This is a genomic window from Pseudomonas sp. FW300-N2A2, assembly GCF_017351735.1.
Taxonomy (GTDB): domain Bacteria; phylum Pseudomonadota; class Gammaproteobacteria; order Pseudomonadales; family Pseudomonadaceae; genus Aquipseudomonas; species Aquipseudomonas migulae.
Genome location: NZ_JACNDU010000012.1, coordinates 136,197 through 153,049 on the forward strand (window position 1 = coordinate 136,197; position 16,853 = coordinate 153,049).

At 59.9% G+C, this 16,853-nt stretch carries 12 protein-coding genes; 11 read left to right on the forward strand and 1 reads right to left on the reverse strand.

What is annotated here, in order from left to right:
• The first annotated feature begins 35 nt into the window (after positions 1-35).
• The 11 genes from alg8 to J4E42_RS17175 all read left to right on the forward strand — a co-directional run bounded on the left by alg8 (position 36) and on the right by J4E42_RS17175 (position 15,184).
• Positions 36-1,517, forward strand: a complete 1,482-nt coding sequence (gene alg8, locus J4E42_RS17125; protein WP_404943251.1) for a mannuronan synthase — start codon at positions 36-38, stop codon at positions 1,515-1,517.
• A gap of 36 nt (positions 1,518-1,553) precedes the next feature.
• A complete protein-coding gene (locus J4E42_RS17130) occupies positions 1,554-2,723 on the forward strand; it encodes an alginate biosynthesis protein Alg44 (protein WP_207285726.1) in 1,170 nt (389 codons plus the stop codon).
• A 9-nt stretch (positions 2,724-2,732) separates the two neighbouring features.
• Complete coding sequence (algK, locus tag J4E42_RS17135) at positions 2,733-4,238, forward strand: alginate biosynthesis TPR repeat lipoprotein AlgK (protein WP_207285727.1); 1,506 nt, start codon at positions 2,733-2,735, stop codon at positions 4,236-4,238.
• On the forward strand, positions 4,235-5,719 hold the full coding sequence (locus J4E42_RS17140; RefSeq protein WP_008044507.1) for an alginate export family protein: 1,485 nt from the start codon (positions 4,235-4,237) through the stop codon (positions 5,717-5,719). Before algK ends, J4E42_RS17140 begins: the two co-directional genes overlap by 4 nt.
• Positions 5,720-5,745: 26 nt before the next feature.
• On the forward strand, positions 5,746-7,317 hold the full coding sequence (gene algG / locus J4E42_RS17145; protein WP_008044505.1) for a mannuronan 5-epimerase AlgG: 1,572 nt from the start codon (positions 5,746-5,748) through the stop codon (positions 7,315-7,317).
• A gap of 10 nt (positions 7,318-7,327) precedes the next feature.
• Positions 7,328-8,776: an alginate O-acetyltransferase gene (locus tag J4E42_RS17150; protein WP_192227782.1), complete on the forward strand. Its 1,449-nt coding sequence runs from the start codon at positions 7,328-7,330 to the stop codon at positions 8,774-8,776.
• A 7-nt stretch (positions 8,777-8,783) separates the two neighbouring features.
• Entirely contained in the window at positions 8,784-9,905 is a 1,122-nt protein-coding gene (locus J4E42_RS17155) for a mannuronate-specific alginate lyase (protein WP_008025363.1), read from the forward strand.
• A gap of 213 nt (positions 9,906-10,118) precedes the next feature.
• On the forward strand, positions 10,119-11,684 hold the full coding sequence (locus tag J4E42_RS17160) for an MBOAT family protein (protein ID WP_008025362.1): 1,566 nt from the start codon (positions 10,119-10,121) through the stop codon (positions 11,682-11,684).
• A gap of 11 nt (positions 11,685-11,695) precedes the next feature.
• Positions 11,696-12,871 carry an alginate O-acetyltransferase gene (locus J4E42_RS17165; protein ID WP_008025360.1) on the forward strand — a complete coding sequence of 392 codons (1,176 nt, stop codon included), beginning with the start codon at positions 11,696-11,698 and terminating at the stop codon, positions 12,869-12,871.
• 14 nt (positions 12,872-12,885) lie between these two features.
• Positions 12,886-13,542, forward strand: a complete 657-nt coding sequence (locus tag J4E42_RS17170) for an alginate O-acetyltransferase AlgF (protein ID WP_008044492.1) — start codon at positions 12,886-12,888, stop codon at positions 13,540-13,542.
• A gap of 190 nt (positions 13,543-13,732) precedes the next feature.
• The gene (locus J4E42_RS17175) at positions 13,733-15,184 is read left to right on the forward strand and encodes a mannose-1-phosphate guanylyltransferase/mannose-6-phosphate isomerase (RefSeq protein ID WP_207285728.1); all 1,452 of its coding nucleotides are present in this window, start codon (positions 13,733-13,735) and stop codon (positions 15,182-15,184) included.
• Positions 15,185-15,265: 81 nt separating this feature from the next.
• Here J4E42_RS17175 and J4E42_RS17180 read toward each other — a convergent pair.
• Positions 15,266-16,853, reverse strand: a 1,588-nt coding sequence (locus J4E42_RS17180; RefSeq protein WP_207285729.1) for an RHS repeat domain-containing protein, incomplete at its 5' end; no start/stop codon positions are given.

Below are 16,853 nucleotides of genomic sequence, written 5' to 3' on the forward strand. Positions count from 1 at the left end.
TCGGGCCTCGCCCGAGATCGAGACGGATGCAGATTATGCACAGGCTAAAGCACGGCCTACTTCAGGCCGCCGGTTGGCTGTTTTACTTAAGTCTTTTGATGGGCATCGCCATGGCGTTGCCTGTGTCCACGTTCGACTCCGAGTCGAAGGACTTCATTTTCCTGATCGGTATCGTCGGTATCTGGCGCTACTCGATGGGTGCCACGCACTTTCTGCGCGGCATGCTGTTTCTGTACGTGGTCTACCCGCACCTGCGGCGCAAAGTGCGCAAGCTGGGTAAAGCGGCAGACCCGTCCCATGTGTTTTTGATGGTCACCAGTTTCCGTATCGACGCGCTGACCACCGCCCAGGTCTACGCCTCGGTGATCCGTGAAGCGATCGACTGCGGCCTGCCGACCACCATGGTCTGCTCCATCGTGGAAATGTCCGATGAGAAGCTGGTGAAAAGCCTGTGGACCAAGATGAATCCACCGGAGCGCGTCAAGCTCGACTTCGTGCGCATTCCCGGCACCGGCAAGCGTGATGGCCTGGCCTACGGTTTCCGCGCCATCTCCCGTCACCTGCCGGACGACCGCGCCGTGGTGGCTGTGATCGATGGCGACACCGTGCTCGCCGAAGGCGTCGTGCTCAAGACCGTGCCGTGGTTCCAGCTGTTCGGCAATGTCGGCGGCCTGACCACCAACGAATTCTGCGAAGTGCGCGGCGGCTACATCATGAGCGAGTGGCACAAGCTGCGTTTCGCCCAGCGCCACATCAACATGTGCTCGATGGCCTTGTCCAAGCGCGTGCTGACCATGACCGGCCGCATGTCGGTGTTCCGCGCCACCGTGGTCACCAACCCGGACTTCATCGCCGATGTGGAAAGCGACTCGCTGCAACACTGGCGCCTGGGCCGCTTCAAGTTCCTCACCGGTGACGACAAGTCGAGCTGGTTCAGCCTGATGCGCCTGGGCTACGACACGTTCTACGTGCCCGACGCGGCGATCCACACCGTGGAACACCCGCCGGAAAAAAGCTTCATCAAGGCCAGCCGCAAACTGATGTTCCGCTGGTACGGCAATAACCTGCGCCAGAACTCCCGCGCCCTGGGCCTGGGGATGAAGCGCCTCGGCCTGTTCACCTCGGTGGTGCTGTTCGATCAGCGTGTATCGATGTGGACGTCCTTGCTGGGCCTGACCGTCGCGCTCATCGCGTCGTTCAAGTACGGCACCGCGTTCATCCTCGTTTACCTGCTGTGGATCGGCATCACCCGCCTGATCCTGACCCTGCTGCTGTCCTGCTCCGGTCACCGGATCGGCCCGGCTTACCCGGCGATTCTCTATTACAACCAGATCGTCGGCGCGCTGGTGAAAATCTACGTGTTCTTCCGCCTCGACCAACAGTCCTGGACTCGCCAGCCCACTTCCCTGACCCGTGATCTCGCCAGCTTTCAACGTTGGTTCAACACCTGGTCGTCTCGGACCATGACCTTCTCCGCCGGCAGCATTTTTGTCGCCGTGCTGCTGATGATGGTCTGACCGCCCCCTTATTGAATTAACCAGGAAATCGCCCCTATGAATACCGCCGTCAACGCCAATGTAGTGCATGAATCCGAAGCCCAGCGCCAACACGCCCGAGTGAAAATTCCGGCCAAGCTGCGTTTCTTCGGCCCGGACCGCACGCCGGTTGAAGCCCGGGTCCTCGACCTCTCCGCCGGCGGCCTGGCGTTCAACGCCGGTCAGCTGCCGCTGAAGGTCGGCGACGTGCACAAGGCTCGCCTGCAGTTCGTCATCGATAACCTCGGCCTGGCCATGGACGTAGAGATGCAAGTGCGCTCCTTCGACCGCCAGACCGGCCGTGCCGGTTGCCAATTCCAGAACCTGGAACCGCAAGACATCTCGACCCTGCGCCACCTGATCACTTCGCACCTGGCCGGCGACATCGTCAGCATGGGTGAAGTGCTGGCGACCCTGCAGCGCGACAACTTCACCAAAGCGCGCAAGGTCAAGGATGGCGGCCACGGCATGACCGCGTTCGGTCGCCTGCGTGCCGTGACCTTCAGCCTGGGGATTTTCCTCGTCGGTCTGGCGGCGTTCGGTTTCATTTTCAAATCGGTGTACGGCATGTACTTCGTCAGCCACGCACAGGCCGGTCTGGTCAGTGTGCCCGGCATGAACATCACCATGCCGCGTGACGGCACCGTGCAAAGCCTGATCAAGGCCGACGGCGTTGCCGCCAAAGGCGCGCCACTGGCGACGTTCAGCACCAGCATGCTCGACGTGCTCAAGGGCCATCTTGACGACAATCAGCTGCAACCGGCCAAGGTTGAAGAACTGTTCGGCAAGCAAATGACCGGCACCCTGACCTCGCCATGCGATTGCACCGTGGCCCAGCAATTGGTCGCCGACGGTCAGTACGCCAGCAAGGGCGACGTGATCTTCCAACTGGTGCCGCGTAACAGCGAAGCCAACGTTGAAGCGCGCTTCTCCTATCGCCAGTTCAGCGACGTGCGCCCAGGCACCAACGTCAACTTCCAGATTGCCGGCGAAGACAAGACCCGCACCGGCAAGATCGTCAGCAGCACCAGCCTGAAAAGCGCCGACCTGTCGTCCGACATCCGCGTGCTGATCCAGCCGGACGAACCGCTGGACAGCAAGTTCGCCGGTCGCCCGGTTGAAGTGAACAGCGACCGTGGCCCGAACCTGAACTGGCTGATCGATAAAGCCATGGCTTCCGGTCTTTAAGTCGAGGACATGCCTGTGACGACTCCTACCTTGAACACACCGCAGACCCTGTGGGAGCGAGCCTGCTCGCGATGGGATCAACGCGGTTCAACTGATGCACCGCGCTGCCTGAATCGCCAGCAGGCTGGCTCCCACATTGGAACAGTGTGTGCCTTGGCATTGGCAGTCAGCCTCGCCGGTTGCGCCGGTCTGCCCGACCAGCGTCTGGCCAATGAAGCGCTCAAGCGCGGCGACACCGCGCTGGCTCAGCAGAACTACAAGCAACTGGCCGACCTGGGTTACAGCGAGGCCCAAGTAGGCCTCGCCGATATCCAGGTCGACAGCCGCGACCCCGCTCAGCTCAAGCAGGCCGAGGCGACTTACCGCGCGGCGGCCGACGTTTCGCCGCGAGCGCAGGCTCGCCTGGGTCGCTTGCTGGTGGCCAAACCCGGCTCCACCGAAGCCGAACAGCACGAAGCTGAAGCCCTGCTGAAAAAGGCTTCGGCCAATGGCGAAGGCAACACGCTGATCCCGCTGGCGATGCTGTACCTGCAATACCCGCACAGTTTCCCCAACGTCAACGCGCAACAGCAGATCAGCCAATGGCGCGCCGAAGGCAAACCGGAAGCCGGCCTGGCCCAGGTGCTGCTCTATCGCACCCAAGGCACCTACGACCAGCACCTGGACGAAGTCGCAACGATCTGCAAAGCGGCGTTGAACACCACCGATATCTGCTACGTCGAGCTGGCCACGGTTTACCAGAAACACGGCAAACCGGAACAGCAAGCCGAGCTGATCAAGCAGATGCAAGCGGCACATACCCGTGGCACCGTTTCCGCTCAACGCGTGGACAGCGTCGCTCGTGTGCTCGGTGATGCAAGCCTGGGCAAGACCGACGAAAAAACCGCTCAGGCGCTGCTCGAAGACATCGCCCCCGCCTACCCCGCTTCGTGGGTCAGCCTGGCGCAATTGCTCTACGACTTCCCGGAACTCGGCGACGTCGACACGATGATGAAGTACCTGGACAACGGCCGCGCCGCTGACCAGCCGCGCGCCGAACTGTTGCTCGGCAAGCTCTACTACGAAGGCAAATGGGTGCCGGCCGACGCGAAAGTCGCCGAAGCACATTTCCAGAAAGCCGTCGGCAAGGAAGTCGCCGCCGATTACTACCTCGGCCAGATCTACCGTCGTGGTTACCTGGGCAAGGTCTATTCGCAGAAGGCACTGGATCACTTGCTGACCGCTGCGCGCAACGGCCAGAACAGCGCCGACTTCGCCATCGCCCAGCTGTTTTCCCAAGGCAAGGGCACCAAGCCCGACCCGCTTAACGCTTATGTCTTCAGCCAATTGGCCAAGGCCCAGAACACCCCGCAGGCCACCGAGCTTGCGCAAACTCTCGAAGCCCAACTGCCGCCTGCCCAGCTGGCCGAGGCCCAACGCCTGTTGAAACAAGAACAGGCCGTTCGTGGTGCCTTGAGCCAGAACACGCTGGAACTGCATGCCCTGCAAGAAGAAGACGGCGAGGAATCCCTATGAAGTTGAATCCATTCATGAAGGCCGGCATCGGCCTGACGTTTGCGCTGATCTGGTCTTGCCCGACCCTGGCGGCAATCACCGAAACCAAGAATTTCGGTCTGGACGTAAAAATCACCGGCCAGTCCGAAGACGACCGTGACCTCGGCACTGCCAGCGGCGGCGACGTCAATGGCGTCGGTCTCGACCTGCGTCCCTGGGTCTACGGCGAAAGCGGCGCGTGGAGCGCCTACGCCATGGGTCAGGCCGTGACGTCCACCGACATCATCGAAACCGACACCTTGCAGCAGTCCGACAGCGACGGCACCCAGACCACCGACAACGGTGATCGCAAGACCAAGAAAAACTACCTGGCGATGCGCGAATTCTGGGTCGGCTACAGCGGCCTGACACCGTATCCGGGCGAGCAGTTGAAGCTCGGTCGTCAGCGCCTGCGCAACGACGACGGCCAATGGCGCGACACCAACATCGAAGCCCTGAACTGGACCTTCGACACCACACTGTTGCGCGCCAACGTCGGCGTCGCCGAACGCTTCAGCGAATACCGCACCGACCTCAAAGAGTTGGCGCCGAAAGACAAGGATCGCTTGCACCTCTACGCCGACGCGGCGTATCAGTGGACACCGGGCAACTGGGTCGGCATTCGCGGTCATCACACCCACGACGACGGCAAGCTCGACTACCCGGAACCGGGCGTGCCCGGCGACTCGCTGGACAAGAAACAGAACGGCGACATCAGCTGGCTCGGCCTCACCGCTGACAGCGACGCCTACAACTACCGCAACACCAACACCGTCAATTACTGGGGCAGCGTCACCGGCATGAGCGGCGACACCGACACGGTGAATCAGCTGAACGCCGACGGCTCCCGCCCGACCGAAGCCAAGCGCGGTGAAGACCTCAACGGCTGGGCCACCGATATCGGCGTGCGCCTGCGCCTCGATCCACAATGGCAAGTGGGTGCAGCCTATGCCCGCGCCAGTGCCGATTACGAACAGAACGGCCTGGAAAGCAACCGCTCGAACTACACCGGTACTCGCTCGCGGGTTCACCGTTTCGGCGAAGCGTTCCGTGGCGAAATGAACAACATGCAGACCGCTACGTTGTTCGGTTCGTGGATGCTCAACGACGAGTACGACGCCAGCGTGATCTACCACAAGTTCTGGCGCGTCGACGGCAACAAGCCGGTCGGCAGCAACGGCATCAACGCCGTCGAGAACGACACCGACCCAACCGGCGCGATTCTCTCCAGCACGTCCCTGCCGCTGGAAGATGGCAACAAAGACCTCGGCCAGGAAATGGACCTTGTGGTCACCAAGTACTTCAAGCAAGGCCTGTTGCCTGCCGCGCTGAGCCAGTCGATCGACGAACCGTCGGCCCTGGTGCGCTTGCGTGGCGGCGTGTTCAAGCCGGGCGATGCCTATGGCAAAGAAGTCGACTCGTACATGCACCGCGCGTTCATCGACGTGATCTGGCGCTTCTGATGCGAACCGCTAAGGGAGTTCCTGACATGAACAGTCCGAAGAGAGGCTCGTTGACCTTGCTGGCCGGCGCGATGCTGCTGGCAAGCTCGGCCGCCTTCGCCAACGTGGAACCGACCAAGCCGGTAACCATGGCCAAGGAACTGCAACAGGCCAAGACCTACACCGTCAGCAGCGCCCCGACCGCGCCGCTGGAACTGGAAAAGCCGACGCTGCCGGACACCGCCGGCTACACCGCCGACGCCATCGCCGCGAAAATCGTGCGCACCAAGGCCGGCAAAATCAGCGTGCGTCGGATGATGCAAGAGAACGCGCTGAAGGACTTCATCGGCGGCGACAACAAGATGGCCGAATGGGTGGTGCGTCAGCACGGTATCCCGCAGGCGATCTTCATCGACGACGGCTACATGAACCTCAAGGACCTGGCGAAGAAGCTGCCCAAGCAGTACTTCAGCGAAACCTCGCCGGGCGTGTTCCTGGCGAAGTTGCCGATTGTGGTCGGTGAGAAAGGCATCCTCGAAATCGACAAACAGACCCAGGAATTGCGCCTGTCCCAAGAGGCCGGTTCATTCCTGGTCAACGACGGCCAGCTGTTTGTGCGCGACACCAAAATCACTGGCTGGCGCGAGAAGGACAACGGCCCGGCGACGTTCAAGTCGCCGAATGAATTCCGTCCGTTCCTGCTGGCCTGGGGCGGCACCCAGACCTACATCGCCAACAGCAAGATGGCCAGTTTCGGCTACGCCAACAGTAAGTCGTATGGCGTGAGTATTTCCCAGTACACGCCGAACATGGCCAAGGTGCTCAAGCGTCCTGAACCGACCGGCTGGATCATCGGTTCCGAGTTCTCGGACATGTGGTACGGCTTCTACTGCTACGAAACCCGCGACTTCGTGGTCAAGGGCAACACCTACAAAGACAACATCGTCTACGGCATCGACCCGCATGACCGTTCGCACGGCCTGATCATCGCCGACAACACCGTTTACGGGACCAAGAAGAAGCACGGGATCATCATTTCCCGTGAGGTCAACGACAGCTTCATCTTCAACAACCGCAGCTACGACAACAAGTTGTCGGGCCTGGTGATCGACCGGAACAGCGTCAACAACATCATTGCCTACAACGAGATCTACAAGAACCACACCGACGGCATCACCCTCTACGAGAGTGCCGACAACCTGCTGTGGGCGAACAAGGTGATCAGCAACCGTCGCCACGGCATCCGCATTCGTAACAGCGTGAACATTCGCCTGTACGAAAACCTGTCCATGGCCAACGGCCTGACCGGCGTCTACGGCCACATCAAGGACCTGAGCGACACCGACCGGGACATCAAGCTCGACCCGTTCGATGCCCAGGTGTCGCTGATCGTTGTCGGCGGTGAACTGGCCGGCAACGGCAGTGGCCCGCTGTCCATCGACTCGCCGCTGAGCGTCGAGCTGTATCGCGTGTCCATGCTTGCCCCGACCAAATCCAGCGGCATCAGCTTCAGCGGGATTCTCGGCGAGCGTCAGGATGAAATTCTCGACCTGCTGGTACGCCAGCAGAAAGCCGTGCTGATCGACCCTGTCGAACGCCAGACCGAAATGCGGGACTGAGGATAATTTTATGCACCCACACTTGATCAAATTACTCAGCCTGTCGGCCCTGACCGCCGGCATTCTCGCGGCCAGCGGCGGCGTTCGTGCAGATGAAGCCAAAGCGCCGACCTTCAGCGCCGAACCGTGCTGCAACCTGTGCCCCGAAGCCCACGACGCGAAGAACTACACCACGCGTTATCAGCAGAACTTCACCACGCTGGTGCAGGCTCAGGGCGACTGGCTGTTCCGTACGCAAGAAGACTTGCGCACCGAATTCGACACCACCCCCGCCGGCTACAAACGCATGAAAGAACTGCACGATGCGTTCAAGAGCAAAGGCGTGGAGCTGGTGATTGTTTACCAACCCACTCGTGGCCTGGTGAACCGCAACAAGCTCAACCCGGAAGACAAGGCCAGGTTCGATTTCGACAAGGCGCTGAGGAACTACAAGACCATGCTCGGCCGTTTCGCCGCCATGGGTTACGTGGTGCCGGACCTGTCGCCGCTGACCAACGAGTCGCTGCCCGACACCCTGCCCGCCCACGACTTCTACTTCCGTGGCGACCAGCACTGGACGCCATATGGCGCCCAGCGCACGGCAAAAATCGTCGGCGAGAAAATCAAGCAACTGCCTGAGTTTGCCGGCATTCCCAAGCGTGAATTCGAGAGCCACAAGTCGGGTCGCATGGGCAAGACCGGAACGTTACACAACATGGCCGGTCAACTCTGTGGCACCAGCTACGCGATCCAGTACATGGATCAATTCACCACCGAGCCAAAAGGCGAAGCAGCGGATGGCGATCTGTTCAGTGACTCCGGCAACCCGGAGATCACCCTGGTCGGCACCAGCCACAGTGGCAAGAACTACAACTTCGCCGGTTTCCTCGAAGAGGCCATCGGCGCCGACATCCTCAACGTGGCGTTCCCCGGCGGTGGCCTGGAAGGTTCGATGCTGCAGTACCTGGGCAGCGAAGAGTTCCAGACCAAGCCACCGAAGATTCTGATCTGGGAATTCTCGCCGCTCTATCGCCTCGACCAGGAAACCATCTACCGCCAGATGATGGCGCTGCTGGACAACGGTTGCGAAGGCAAGGATGCACAGATGTCCGGCAGCACCACGTTGAAACCGGGCAAGAACGAATTGATGGTCAACAGCAAGAACCTGAACCTGCAAAACAGCAGTCACCAGGTCGACATCCGTTTCGCCGATCCGTCGGTGAAAACCCTGCAAGCCACCCTCTGGTACATGAACGGTCGCCACGAGGACATCAAGATCGAAAAACCGGAAACCTCCGACACCGACGGGCGTTTCGCCTTTGAGTTGCGCACGGACGAAGACTGGGCCTCGCAGAATCTGCTGGCCGTCGAAATCCAGGGTCCTGAAGCAGGTGCCGCGCAGCAGAAAGTTGAAGCGAAAATCTGCAAACGCAACGTGTTCCCGAGTGCCGAGCAGCGTACTGCTTCGGTCGGGCAATGAGGCAATCATGCAAACCCGAACTTTGAAAAAGCTACTCGCGCCCTCCCTGCTGACGCTGGCGATGTTCGCCGGCGCCACCCAGGCCGCCGCGCCGCTGCGTCCGCCACAGGGTTACTTCGCGCCGATTGAAAAAGTCAAAACCGGCGACAGCAAAGAAGGCTGTGACGCGATGCCGACGCCGTATACCGGCGCGCTGCAATTTCGCAGCAAATACGAAGGTTCCGACAAGGCCCGTTCGACCCTGAACGAGGTATCGGAAAAAGCCTTCCGCGACACCACGGCCGACATCACCAAGATCGAGCGCGGCACCAGCAAGCGCGTGATGCAGTTCATGCGTGACGGTCGCCCGGAACAGCTCGAATGCACGCTGAACTGGTTGACTGCCTGGGCCAAGGCCGATGCGTTGATGTCCAAAGACTTCAACCACACCGGCAAATCGATGCGCAAATGGGCGTTGGGCAGCATGGCGTCTTCGTACATCCGCCTGAAATTCTCCGACTCGCATCCGTTGGCGAACCATCAGCAAGAGTCGCAGTTGATTGAAGCCTGGTTCAGCAAAATGGCCGATCAGGTGGTCAGCGATTGGGACAACCTGCCGCTGGAACAAACCAACAACCACTCGTACTGGGCAGCGTGGTCGGTGATGGCAACGTCCGTCGCCACCAACCGCCGCGACCTGTTCGACTGGGCCGTGAAGGAATACAAGGTCGGCGCCAATCAGGTCGACGCCCAAGGCTTCTTGCCCAACGAACTCAAGCGCCAGCAACGCGCCCTCGCCTATCACAACTACGCCCTGCCGCCGCTGGCGATGATCGCCAGTTTCGCTCAGGTCAACGGTGTGGATCTGCGTCAGGAAAACAACGGCGCGCTGAAACGTTTGGGTGATCGGGTGCTCGCCGGGGTTAAAGACCCGGACATCTTCGAGAACAAGAACGGCAAGGAACAGGACATGACCGACCTCAAGGTCGACTCGAAATTCGCCTGGCTCGAACCGTTCTGCACGCTCTACACCTGCTCGCCGGATGTGCTCGAGAAAAAGCACGAGATGCAGCCGTTCAAGACCTTCCGCCTCGGGGGTGACCTGACCAAGGTCTACGACCCGGCGAACGAGAAAGGCAAAGGTTCTTAGAGCCAAACGCCAATCCCCTGTGGGAGCGAGCCTGCTCGCGATGGGATCAACGCGGTTCAACTGATACATCGCGCTGCCTGAATCGCCAGCAGGCTGGCTCCCACATTGGATCAGTGTCAGGCAAGTGTTGAGTGTTTTGCCCCCCCGTTTTTTCGTGGGGGGGTTTGGGGGGGCTGCGGCCCTTGACTGTTGGTTAAACATGGAGAGACCGGGATGGTATTTTCATCCAACGTGTTCCTGTTTTTGTTCCTGCCGATCTTTCTCGGCATGTACTACTTGAGCGGAATACGCTATCGCAACCTACTGCTGCTGATCGCCAGCTATGTGTTCTATGCCTGGTGGCGCGTGGACTTCCTGGCGTTGTTCGCCGCCGTCACGCTGTGGAACTACTGGATCGGCCTCAAAGTCGGCGCCGCAGGCGTTCGGACCAAACCGGCCCAGCGCTGGCTGCTGCTCGGCGTAGCCGTCGACCTGTGCATTCTCGGCTACTTCAAGTACGCCAACTTCGGTGTCGACAGCATCAACGCGATGATGACGTCGGTGGGTCTGTCGCCGTTCATCCTGACCCACGTGCTGTTGCCGATCGGGATCTCGTTCTACATCTTCGAGTCCATCAGCTACATCATCGACGTCTACCGTGGTGACACCCCGGCAACACGCAACCTGATCGACTTTGCGGCGTTCGTGGCGATCTTCCCGCACCTGATTGCCGGCCCGGTATTGCGCTTCCGCGACCTCGCCGACCAGTTCAACAACCGCACCCACACCCTCGACAAGTTCTCCGAGGGCTGCACGCGGTTCATGCAGGGTTTCATCAAGAAGGTCTTCATCGCCGACACCCTCGCGGTGGTGGCCGACCATTGCTTCGCCTTGCAGAACCCGACCACGGGCGATGCCTGGCTCGGCGCGCTGGCGTACACCGCGCAGTTGTATTTCGACTTCTCCGGTTACAGCGACATGGCCATCGGCCTGGGCTTGATGATGGGTTTCCGCTTCATGGAAAACTTCAAGCAGCCGTACATCAGCCAGTCGATCACCGAGTTCTGGCGTCGCTGGCACATCAGCCTGTCCACCTGGCTGCGTGACTACCTGTACATCACGCTGGGCGGTAACCGCAAAGGCACGCTGATGACCTATCGCAACCTGTTCCTGACCATGCTGCTCGGTGGTCTGTGGCACGGCGCGAACATCACCTACATCGTGTGGGGGGCGTGGCACGGCATGTGGCTGGCGATCGAAAAGGCCCTGGGCCTGAACACTTCGCCGCGCAGCATCAACCCGATCCGCTGGGCGCTGACCTTCCTGCTGGTAGTGATGGGCTGGGTGATCTTCCGCGCGGAAAACCTGCACGTCGCCGGTCGTATGTACGGCGCGATGTTCAGCTTCGGCGAGTGGTCGCTGTCGGAACTCAACGAGGCCAACCTCACCGGTCTGCAAGTGGCGACTCTGGTGGTGGCGTACGCAACCCTGGCGTTCTTCGGCATCCGTGACTTCTACAGCAACCAGCCACCGGTCAAGACCAAACCTGCGGTCAACGTCGAGGCCGATGGCCCTGCCGGTGCGACACCAGGAATGATCAAAGCCGTACCGGGCGACAACCCGGCCAGCATCCACCAACCGGGTTACACCGTTGGCGTTGAAGCCACCGTGCAGCCGGCTTACTGGACGGCGGACTGGTCGCGTTACGTGATGCGCACGCTGGTACTGGTGCTGTTCATTGCCTCGATTTTCAAACTCTCGGCGCAAAGCTTCTCGCCGTTCCTTTACTTCCAGTTCTGAGGGATCTGACCATGACCCGCTCATTACGCATCTTCTACATCGCCCTGTTCCTGGTGACCCTGCTGGTCCTGGGCCTGTGGTCGACGCGCAGCTTCTTCGGCTTCAGCACCAACGCCGATGCGACGGTGCTCAATGGCCGCTGGGCCAAGGCTGTCGAAACACACTACGACGACGAGTTCCCGATCAAGCGCCTGGGCACCAACCTCTGGGCTGCGCTGGATTTCAAACTGTTCAACGAAGGTCGTCCGGGCGTCGTACTCGGTCGCGATCAGTGGTTGTACAGCGATGAAGAATTCAACCCGATCGTCAACGAAGAGTTGAACCTGCAAGGCAACTACGCGCTGGTCGAAGGCGTGCGCCAGGAACTGAAAGAGAAAGGCGTGAAACTGGTGATGGCGATCGTGCCGGCCAAGACTCGCCTGTATCCGGAACACCTGGGCGAAGTTAAGCCTTCGAGCATTCACGCCAATCTTTATGAGGACTTCCACGCTCGTCTGGCGGCCAACAAGATCCTCGCACCCGACCTGTACGGCCCCCTGCTGAAGGCCAAGCTCGACGGTCAGCAAGTGTTCCTGCGCACCGACACCCACTGGACCCCGGAAGGCGCGCAAATCGCCGCCCAGACCCTGGCCAAGACCATTGCCGAGAAAACCCCGCTCAGCGGCGAGCCTCAACGCTTCGTCACCGAGCCGGCAGAGAAAGTGACCCACAAGGGTGACCTGCGTTTGTTCCTGCCGCTCGACCCACTGTTCGAAAACCTGATGCCGGCGACCGAGCCGCTGCAGAAGCGCAACACCGTGGTGGCCGACGATCAGGCTGGCGGTGATGACGCGCTGTTCGCCAACACCGAAGTGCCGGTGGCCCTGATCGGCACCAGCTACAGCGCCAACCCGAACTGGAACTTCGTCGGCGCGCTGAAAGAGGCGCTGAACAGCGACGTGGTCAATTACGCCGAAGACGGCCACGGCCCGATTCTGCCGATGCTCAGCTACCTGAAAAGCGATGCCTTCAAGAACAGCCCGCCACAGGTGCTGATCTGGGAGTTTCCTGAACGTTATCTGCCTGTGAACAACGAAATCGGCGACGCCGACCCGCAGTGGGTCGCAGCGCTCAAAGAAGCCGGCGCCCGCCAACAAAACGTAGCCGTAAACACTAAATCCGAGACGCCCGACCGGGCGCAAAACTGAAAGAGAGGTACACCATGACTTTCACTACTACTCCTCGCCGTCTCGCCAAGACCTTTGCTCTGGCCGCAACCTTCAGCGTGCTGTCCATGAACGCCTTCGCCGCCGGTGACTCGGCCCTCTACGGTCCGACTGCGCCTAAAGGCTCGAGCTTCGTACGGGTCTATAACGCCGGTAACGCTGAAGTCAGCGCCACTGTCGGCAGCACCAACCTGAGCGACGTCGCACCGCTGTCCAGCACTGACTTCAGCTTCATGCCGGGCGGCGACTACAGCGCCAAGGTCGGCAGCCAGACCCTGCCGGTGAAACTGGCCGGCGATCACTATTACACCCTGGTCAACAACGCCAGCGGCGCGCCGCAACTGATCGAAGAGCCGCCGTTCAAGAACAAGCAGAAATCCCTGGTTCGCGTACAGAACCTGAGCGACAAGGCCCTGACCCTGAAAACCGCCGACGGCAAGACCGAAGTGGTCCCGTCCGTGGCCGCCAAGGGGCGTGGCGAGCGTGAAATCAACCCGGTCAAAGTCAGCCTGGCGCTATACGATGGCGCCACAAAAGTGGGCGACGTGAAACCGGTTGCCCTGGAACGCGGTGAAGCGGCGGTGCTGTACGTCACCGGCAACGGCAGCAGCCTGTCGCCAGTCTGGGTAAAACGCCCGGTTTCGACGCGCTAACAAATTTACCCGGTTGACCCGTGCCCTGTAGGAGCACGGCTTGCCGGCGAAGAGGCCCTCGAGACCGCCTTCGCTGGCAAGCCATGCTCCTACAAGGGACCGAGATGTCAGTCGGGACACGAAACAAAAACAAGAGTGAAACGACAGAACGCAGTAGCTCTGACCCATACGATTTTCAAGGAGTAACAACATGATTCCGGTGATCTTGTCAGGTGGTAGTGGCTCACGTCTTTGGCCGCTTTCCCGTAAGCAGTTTCCTAAACAATTCCTCGCCCTGACCGGCGAACACACGCTGTTCCAGCAAACCCTGGAACGCCTGGTGTTCGAAGGCATGGACACCCCGATCGTGGTCTGCAACAAAGACCACCGCTTCATCGTCAACGAGCAACTGAGCAACCGCAAGCTGGAAACCCAGCGCATCCTGATGGAACCGTTCGGCCGCAACACCGCGCCGGCCGTGGCCCTGACCGCGATGATGCTGGTCAACGAAGGTCGCGACGAACTGATGCTGGTGCTGCCGGCCGACCACGTACTGGAAGATCAGAAAGCCCTGCAACGCGCCCTCGCCCTTGCCACCGTCGCCGCCGAAAACGGCGAAATGGTGCTGTTCGGCGTCCCGGCGACCAAACCGGAAACCGGTTACGGCTACATCAAGTCGACCAATGACTCGCTGCTGCCGGAAGGCGTCAGCCGCGTCTCGCACTTCGTTGAAAAACCGGACGTGAAACGCGCCACCGAGTTCGTCCAGTCCGGCGGTTACTTCTGGAACAGCGGCATGTTCCTGTTCCGCGCCAGCCGCTTCCTCGAAGAGCTGAAAAAGCACGACCCGGACATCTACGACACCTGCCTGCTGACCCTGGAACGCAGCCAACAGGACGCCGACACCGTCACCATCGACGAAGCCACCTTCGCCTGCTGCCCGGACAATTCCATCGATTACTCGGTAATGGAAAAAACCCAGCGCGCCTGCGTTGTACCGCTGACCGCCGGCTGGAGCGATGTCGGTTGCTGGGCGTCGCTGTGGGAAGTAAATGACAAGGACGTCAACGGAAACGTCACCAAAGGCGATGTGGTCATTCAGGACAGCAAAAACTGCATGATCCATGGCAACGGCAAACTGGTGTCGGTGATCGGCCTGGAAAACATCGTAGTCGTCGAAACCAAGGACGCCATGATGATCGCCCACAAGGACAAGGTCCAAGGCGTGAAACAGATGGTCAACACCCTCAACGAACAGGGCCGCACCGAAACCCAGAACCACTGCGAAGTCTATCGTCCGTGGGGTTCGTATGACTCGGTGGACATGGGCGGGCGCTTCCAGGTCAAGCACATCTCGGTCAAACCGGGCGCGTGCCTGTCACTGCAAATGCACCACCACCGCGCCGAACACTGGATCGTGGTCAGCGGCACCGCTGAAGTGACCTGCGACGAGAACGTGTTCCTGCTGTGCGAGAACCAGTCGACCTACATTCCGATCGCTTCGGTTCACCGTTTGCGCAACCCGGGCAAGATTCCACTTGAGATTATTGAAGTGCAATCGGGCAGCTATCTGGGTGAGGACGATATCGAGCGGTTTGAAGATATCTATGGTCGGTCTACGCCGATTGAGCGTGGGGTTTCGGTGAAAACCATCGCGCAGTAAGTCATCGGTAAAAAGAAGCCCCCATCCAGGTCACTGCGTTCCCTATCCGCAGTGGTTTGGGTGGGGGCTTTTTTATGGAAATCATCGACGTTGCGGGTTCAACCTCGAAAGTGGCAGGTGGGTAGGCTCGGACTTCAATTTTGCCTTGAGTCTTTTCGCCACGTCCAAGTCTCTATTATTTGTTGAGCCAAACAGCACATATTTCAGGTTCGTATTTTTGCCCACCTGGTTCAAACTCCGAACCGTGACGAAGGTTCGCACCCGCTCCAGCACAGGTATAGATTCTCTTCCAGGCAGACCTTCGAAGTGGTGCCTCACCTCGGGTCGAATGAGTGGGTTCAGAATAACGCCACTGACAAACGCCCTGTCTTCACCAGCAGAGCGCTGACTCATCGATATTTTCTGAATGGCCAGGATTTCTCGCTTTCCGTTTTCCGGCTTTGCTTTCATCAATGCAAAAAAGCGAGGCTTGTTCGCTGCTGCCGAAGCATCTGATCCATCAATGCCCTTAGCGAAATCACGCATCCGCCCTGCTTGATTTGAAAGTTCTATCATCGACAGGCCCAACTCCGACTTTCCAGCAGTGGATGCACGATTCGCCAGGTCCAGGTACGTCTTGCGGTAGCCCTCCAACGCTTCAACGATTTCCTGCCCAGTCAAGGCGTACTCCGGATCACCCACTTCGAAAACGCGATATTCTTTGGTTTCTTCGTAGGTTCGCTTCGTCTTGTCATGGCGCTGCAACTGGAGAGACAACAGTCGAGTGTCAAGCAAGTGCTGTTTCCAGCCTTGGGTTGAAAGGTCAAGCTCATGGAACGATGCGTTGAATAATTCGTCACCTGCCAAACCGTTGTAGTCTCGCAACACCATTGGATTGTTTCGAACCATGGCATAGAAATTCAATCCATCAATCGTGCCCGCAGGATCTGGATTCAGCCAACGCTGCAACCACGGCACGTAATACCTGAACCCATAGTAATAAAGCCCCGTCGCGTCCCGTTCCTTACCCGAATACCGCACCGTTTTGTAGCTGACCTGCACCGCCTCACCGTTACTCCACGCCGTGCCGCCAAACGGGTAATACCTTTCCTGGGTGATGACGTTGGCGTGCTGATCCAGCTCCAGCGTGCTCGACCCCAGCCGGTCCGTCAGGCTATAGCGCTGCTGGTCGTTGCTGATCTCGCTCGGTCTTCCCGCCTCCCAGTGCAACACCCGCACGCTGCCGCGCCCGGTCGCCACGTCGATGACATGCAGCACTTCGCCGGTGCCGCTGTGGGTGCGGATTTCCAGGCCGGGCAAATACAGGGTTTCGATGATGTTCGTTTCGGCATTGGTTTGCAGCGAGCGGACTTTGCGTACGCGCAGACCGTCGGCGCCATAAAGGTATCGCTCGCTGTCGTTTTCGGTATCACGCACCACCGGGCGGACTTCACACAATTGATTGCGCGCGTCCCAGCGCAACGTTTGCCCCGGTTGCAGCTTCAGCAGGTTGCCATTGGCATCGAAACTGTCACGGAAGTCTTGTTCAGTCGGCTCGATACCATCGCGCACCGGCAGACAGCGGTTGCTGTGAGCATCGGCGACCAGACGATGGCCGTGGTTTTGCGGGCCGACGTGGGTCAGTTCGAGCAGGTTGTGGCCGGCGTCATAACGGTAGGTTTGGCGGTAG

Bases quoted from the DNA above. Each gene is read 5' to 3' on its own strand.
- alg8 (WP_404943251.1), top strand. From the start codon at position 36: ATGCACAGGCTAAAGCACGGCCTACTTCAGGCCGCCGGTTGGCTGTTT.
- algG (WP_008044505.1), top strand. From the start codon at position 5,746: ATGAACAGTCCGAAGAGAGGCTCGTTGACCTTGCTGGCCGGCGCGATG.
- algK (WP_207285727.1), top strand. From the start codon at position 2,733: ATGCCTGTGACGACTCCTACCTTGAACACACCGCAGACCCTGTGGGAG.
- J4E42_RS17150 (WP_192227782.1), top strand. From the start codon at position 7,328: ATGCACCCACACTTGATCAAATTACTCAGCCTGTCGGCCCTGACCGCC.
- J4E42_RS17175 (WP_207285728.1), top strand. From the start codon at position 13,733: ATGATTCCGGTGATCTTGTCAGGTGGTAGTGGCTCACGTCTTTGGCCG.
- J4E42_RS17170 (WP_008044492.1), top strand. From the start codon at position 12,886: ATGACTTTCACTACTACTCCTCGCCGTCTCGCCAAGACCTTTGCTCTG.
- J4E42_RS17165 (WP_008025360.1), top strand. From the start codon at position 11,696: ATGACCCGCTCATTACGCATCTTCTACATCGCCCTGTTCCTGGTGACC.
- J4E42_RS17130 (WP_207285726.1), top strand. From the start codon at position 1,554: ATGAATACCGCCGTCAACGCCAATGTAGTGCATGAATCCGAAGCCCAG.
- J4E42_RS17160 (WP_008025362.1), top strand. From the start codon at position 10,119: ATGGTATTTTCATCCAACGTGTTCCTGTTTTTGTTCCTGCCGATCTTT.
- J4E42_RS17155 (WP_008025363.1), top strand. From the start codon at position 8,784: ATGCAAACCCGAACTTTGAAAAAGCTACTCGCGCCCTCCCTGCTGACG.
- J4E42_RS17140 (WP_008044507.1), top strand. From the start codon at position 4,235: ATGAAGTTGAATCCATTCATGAAGGCCGGCATCGGCCTGACGTTTGCG.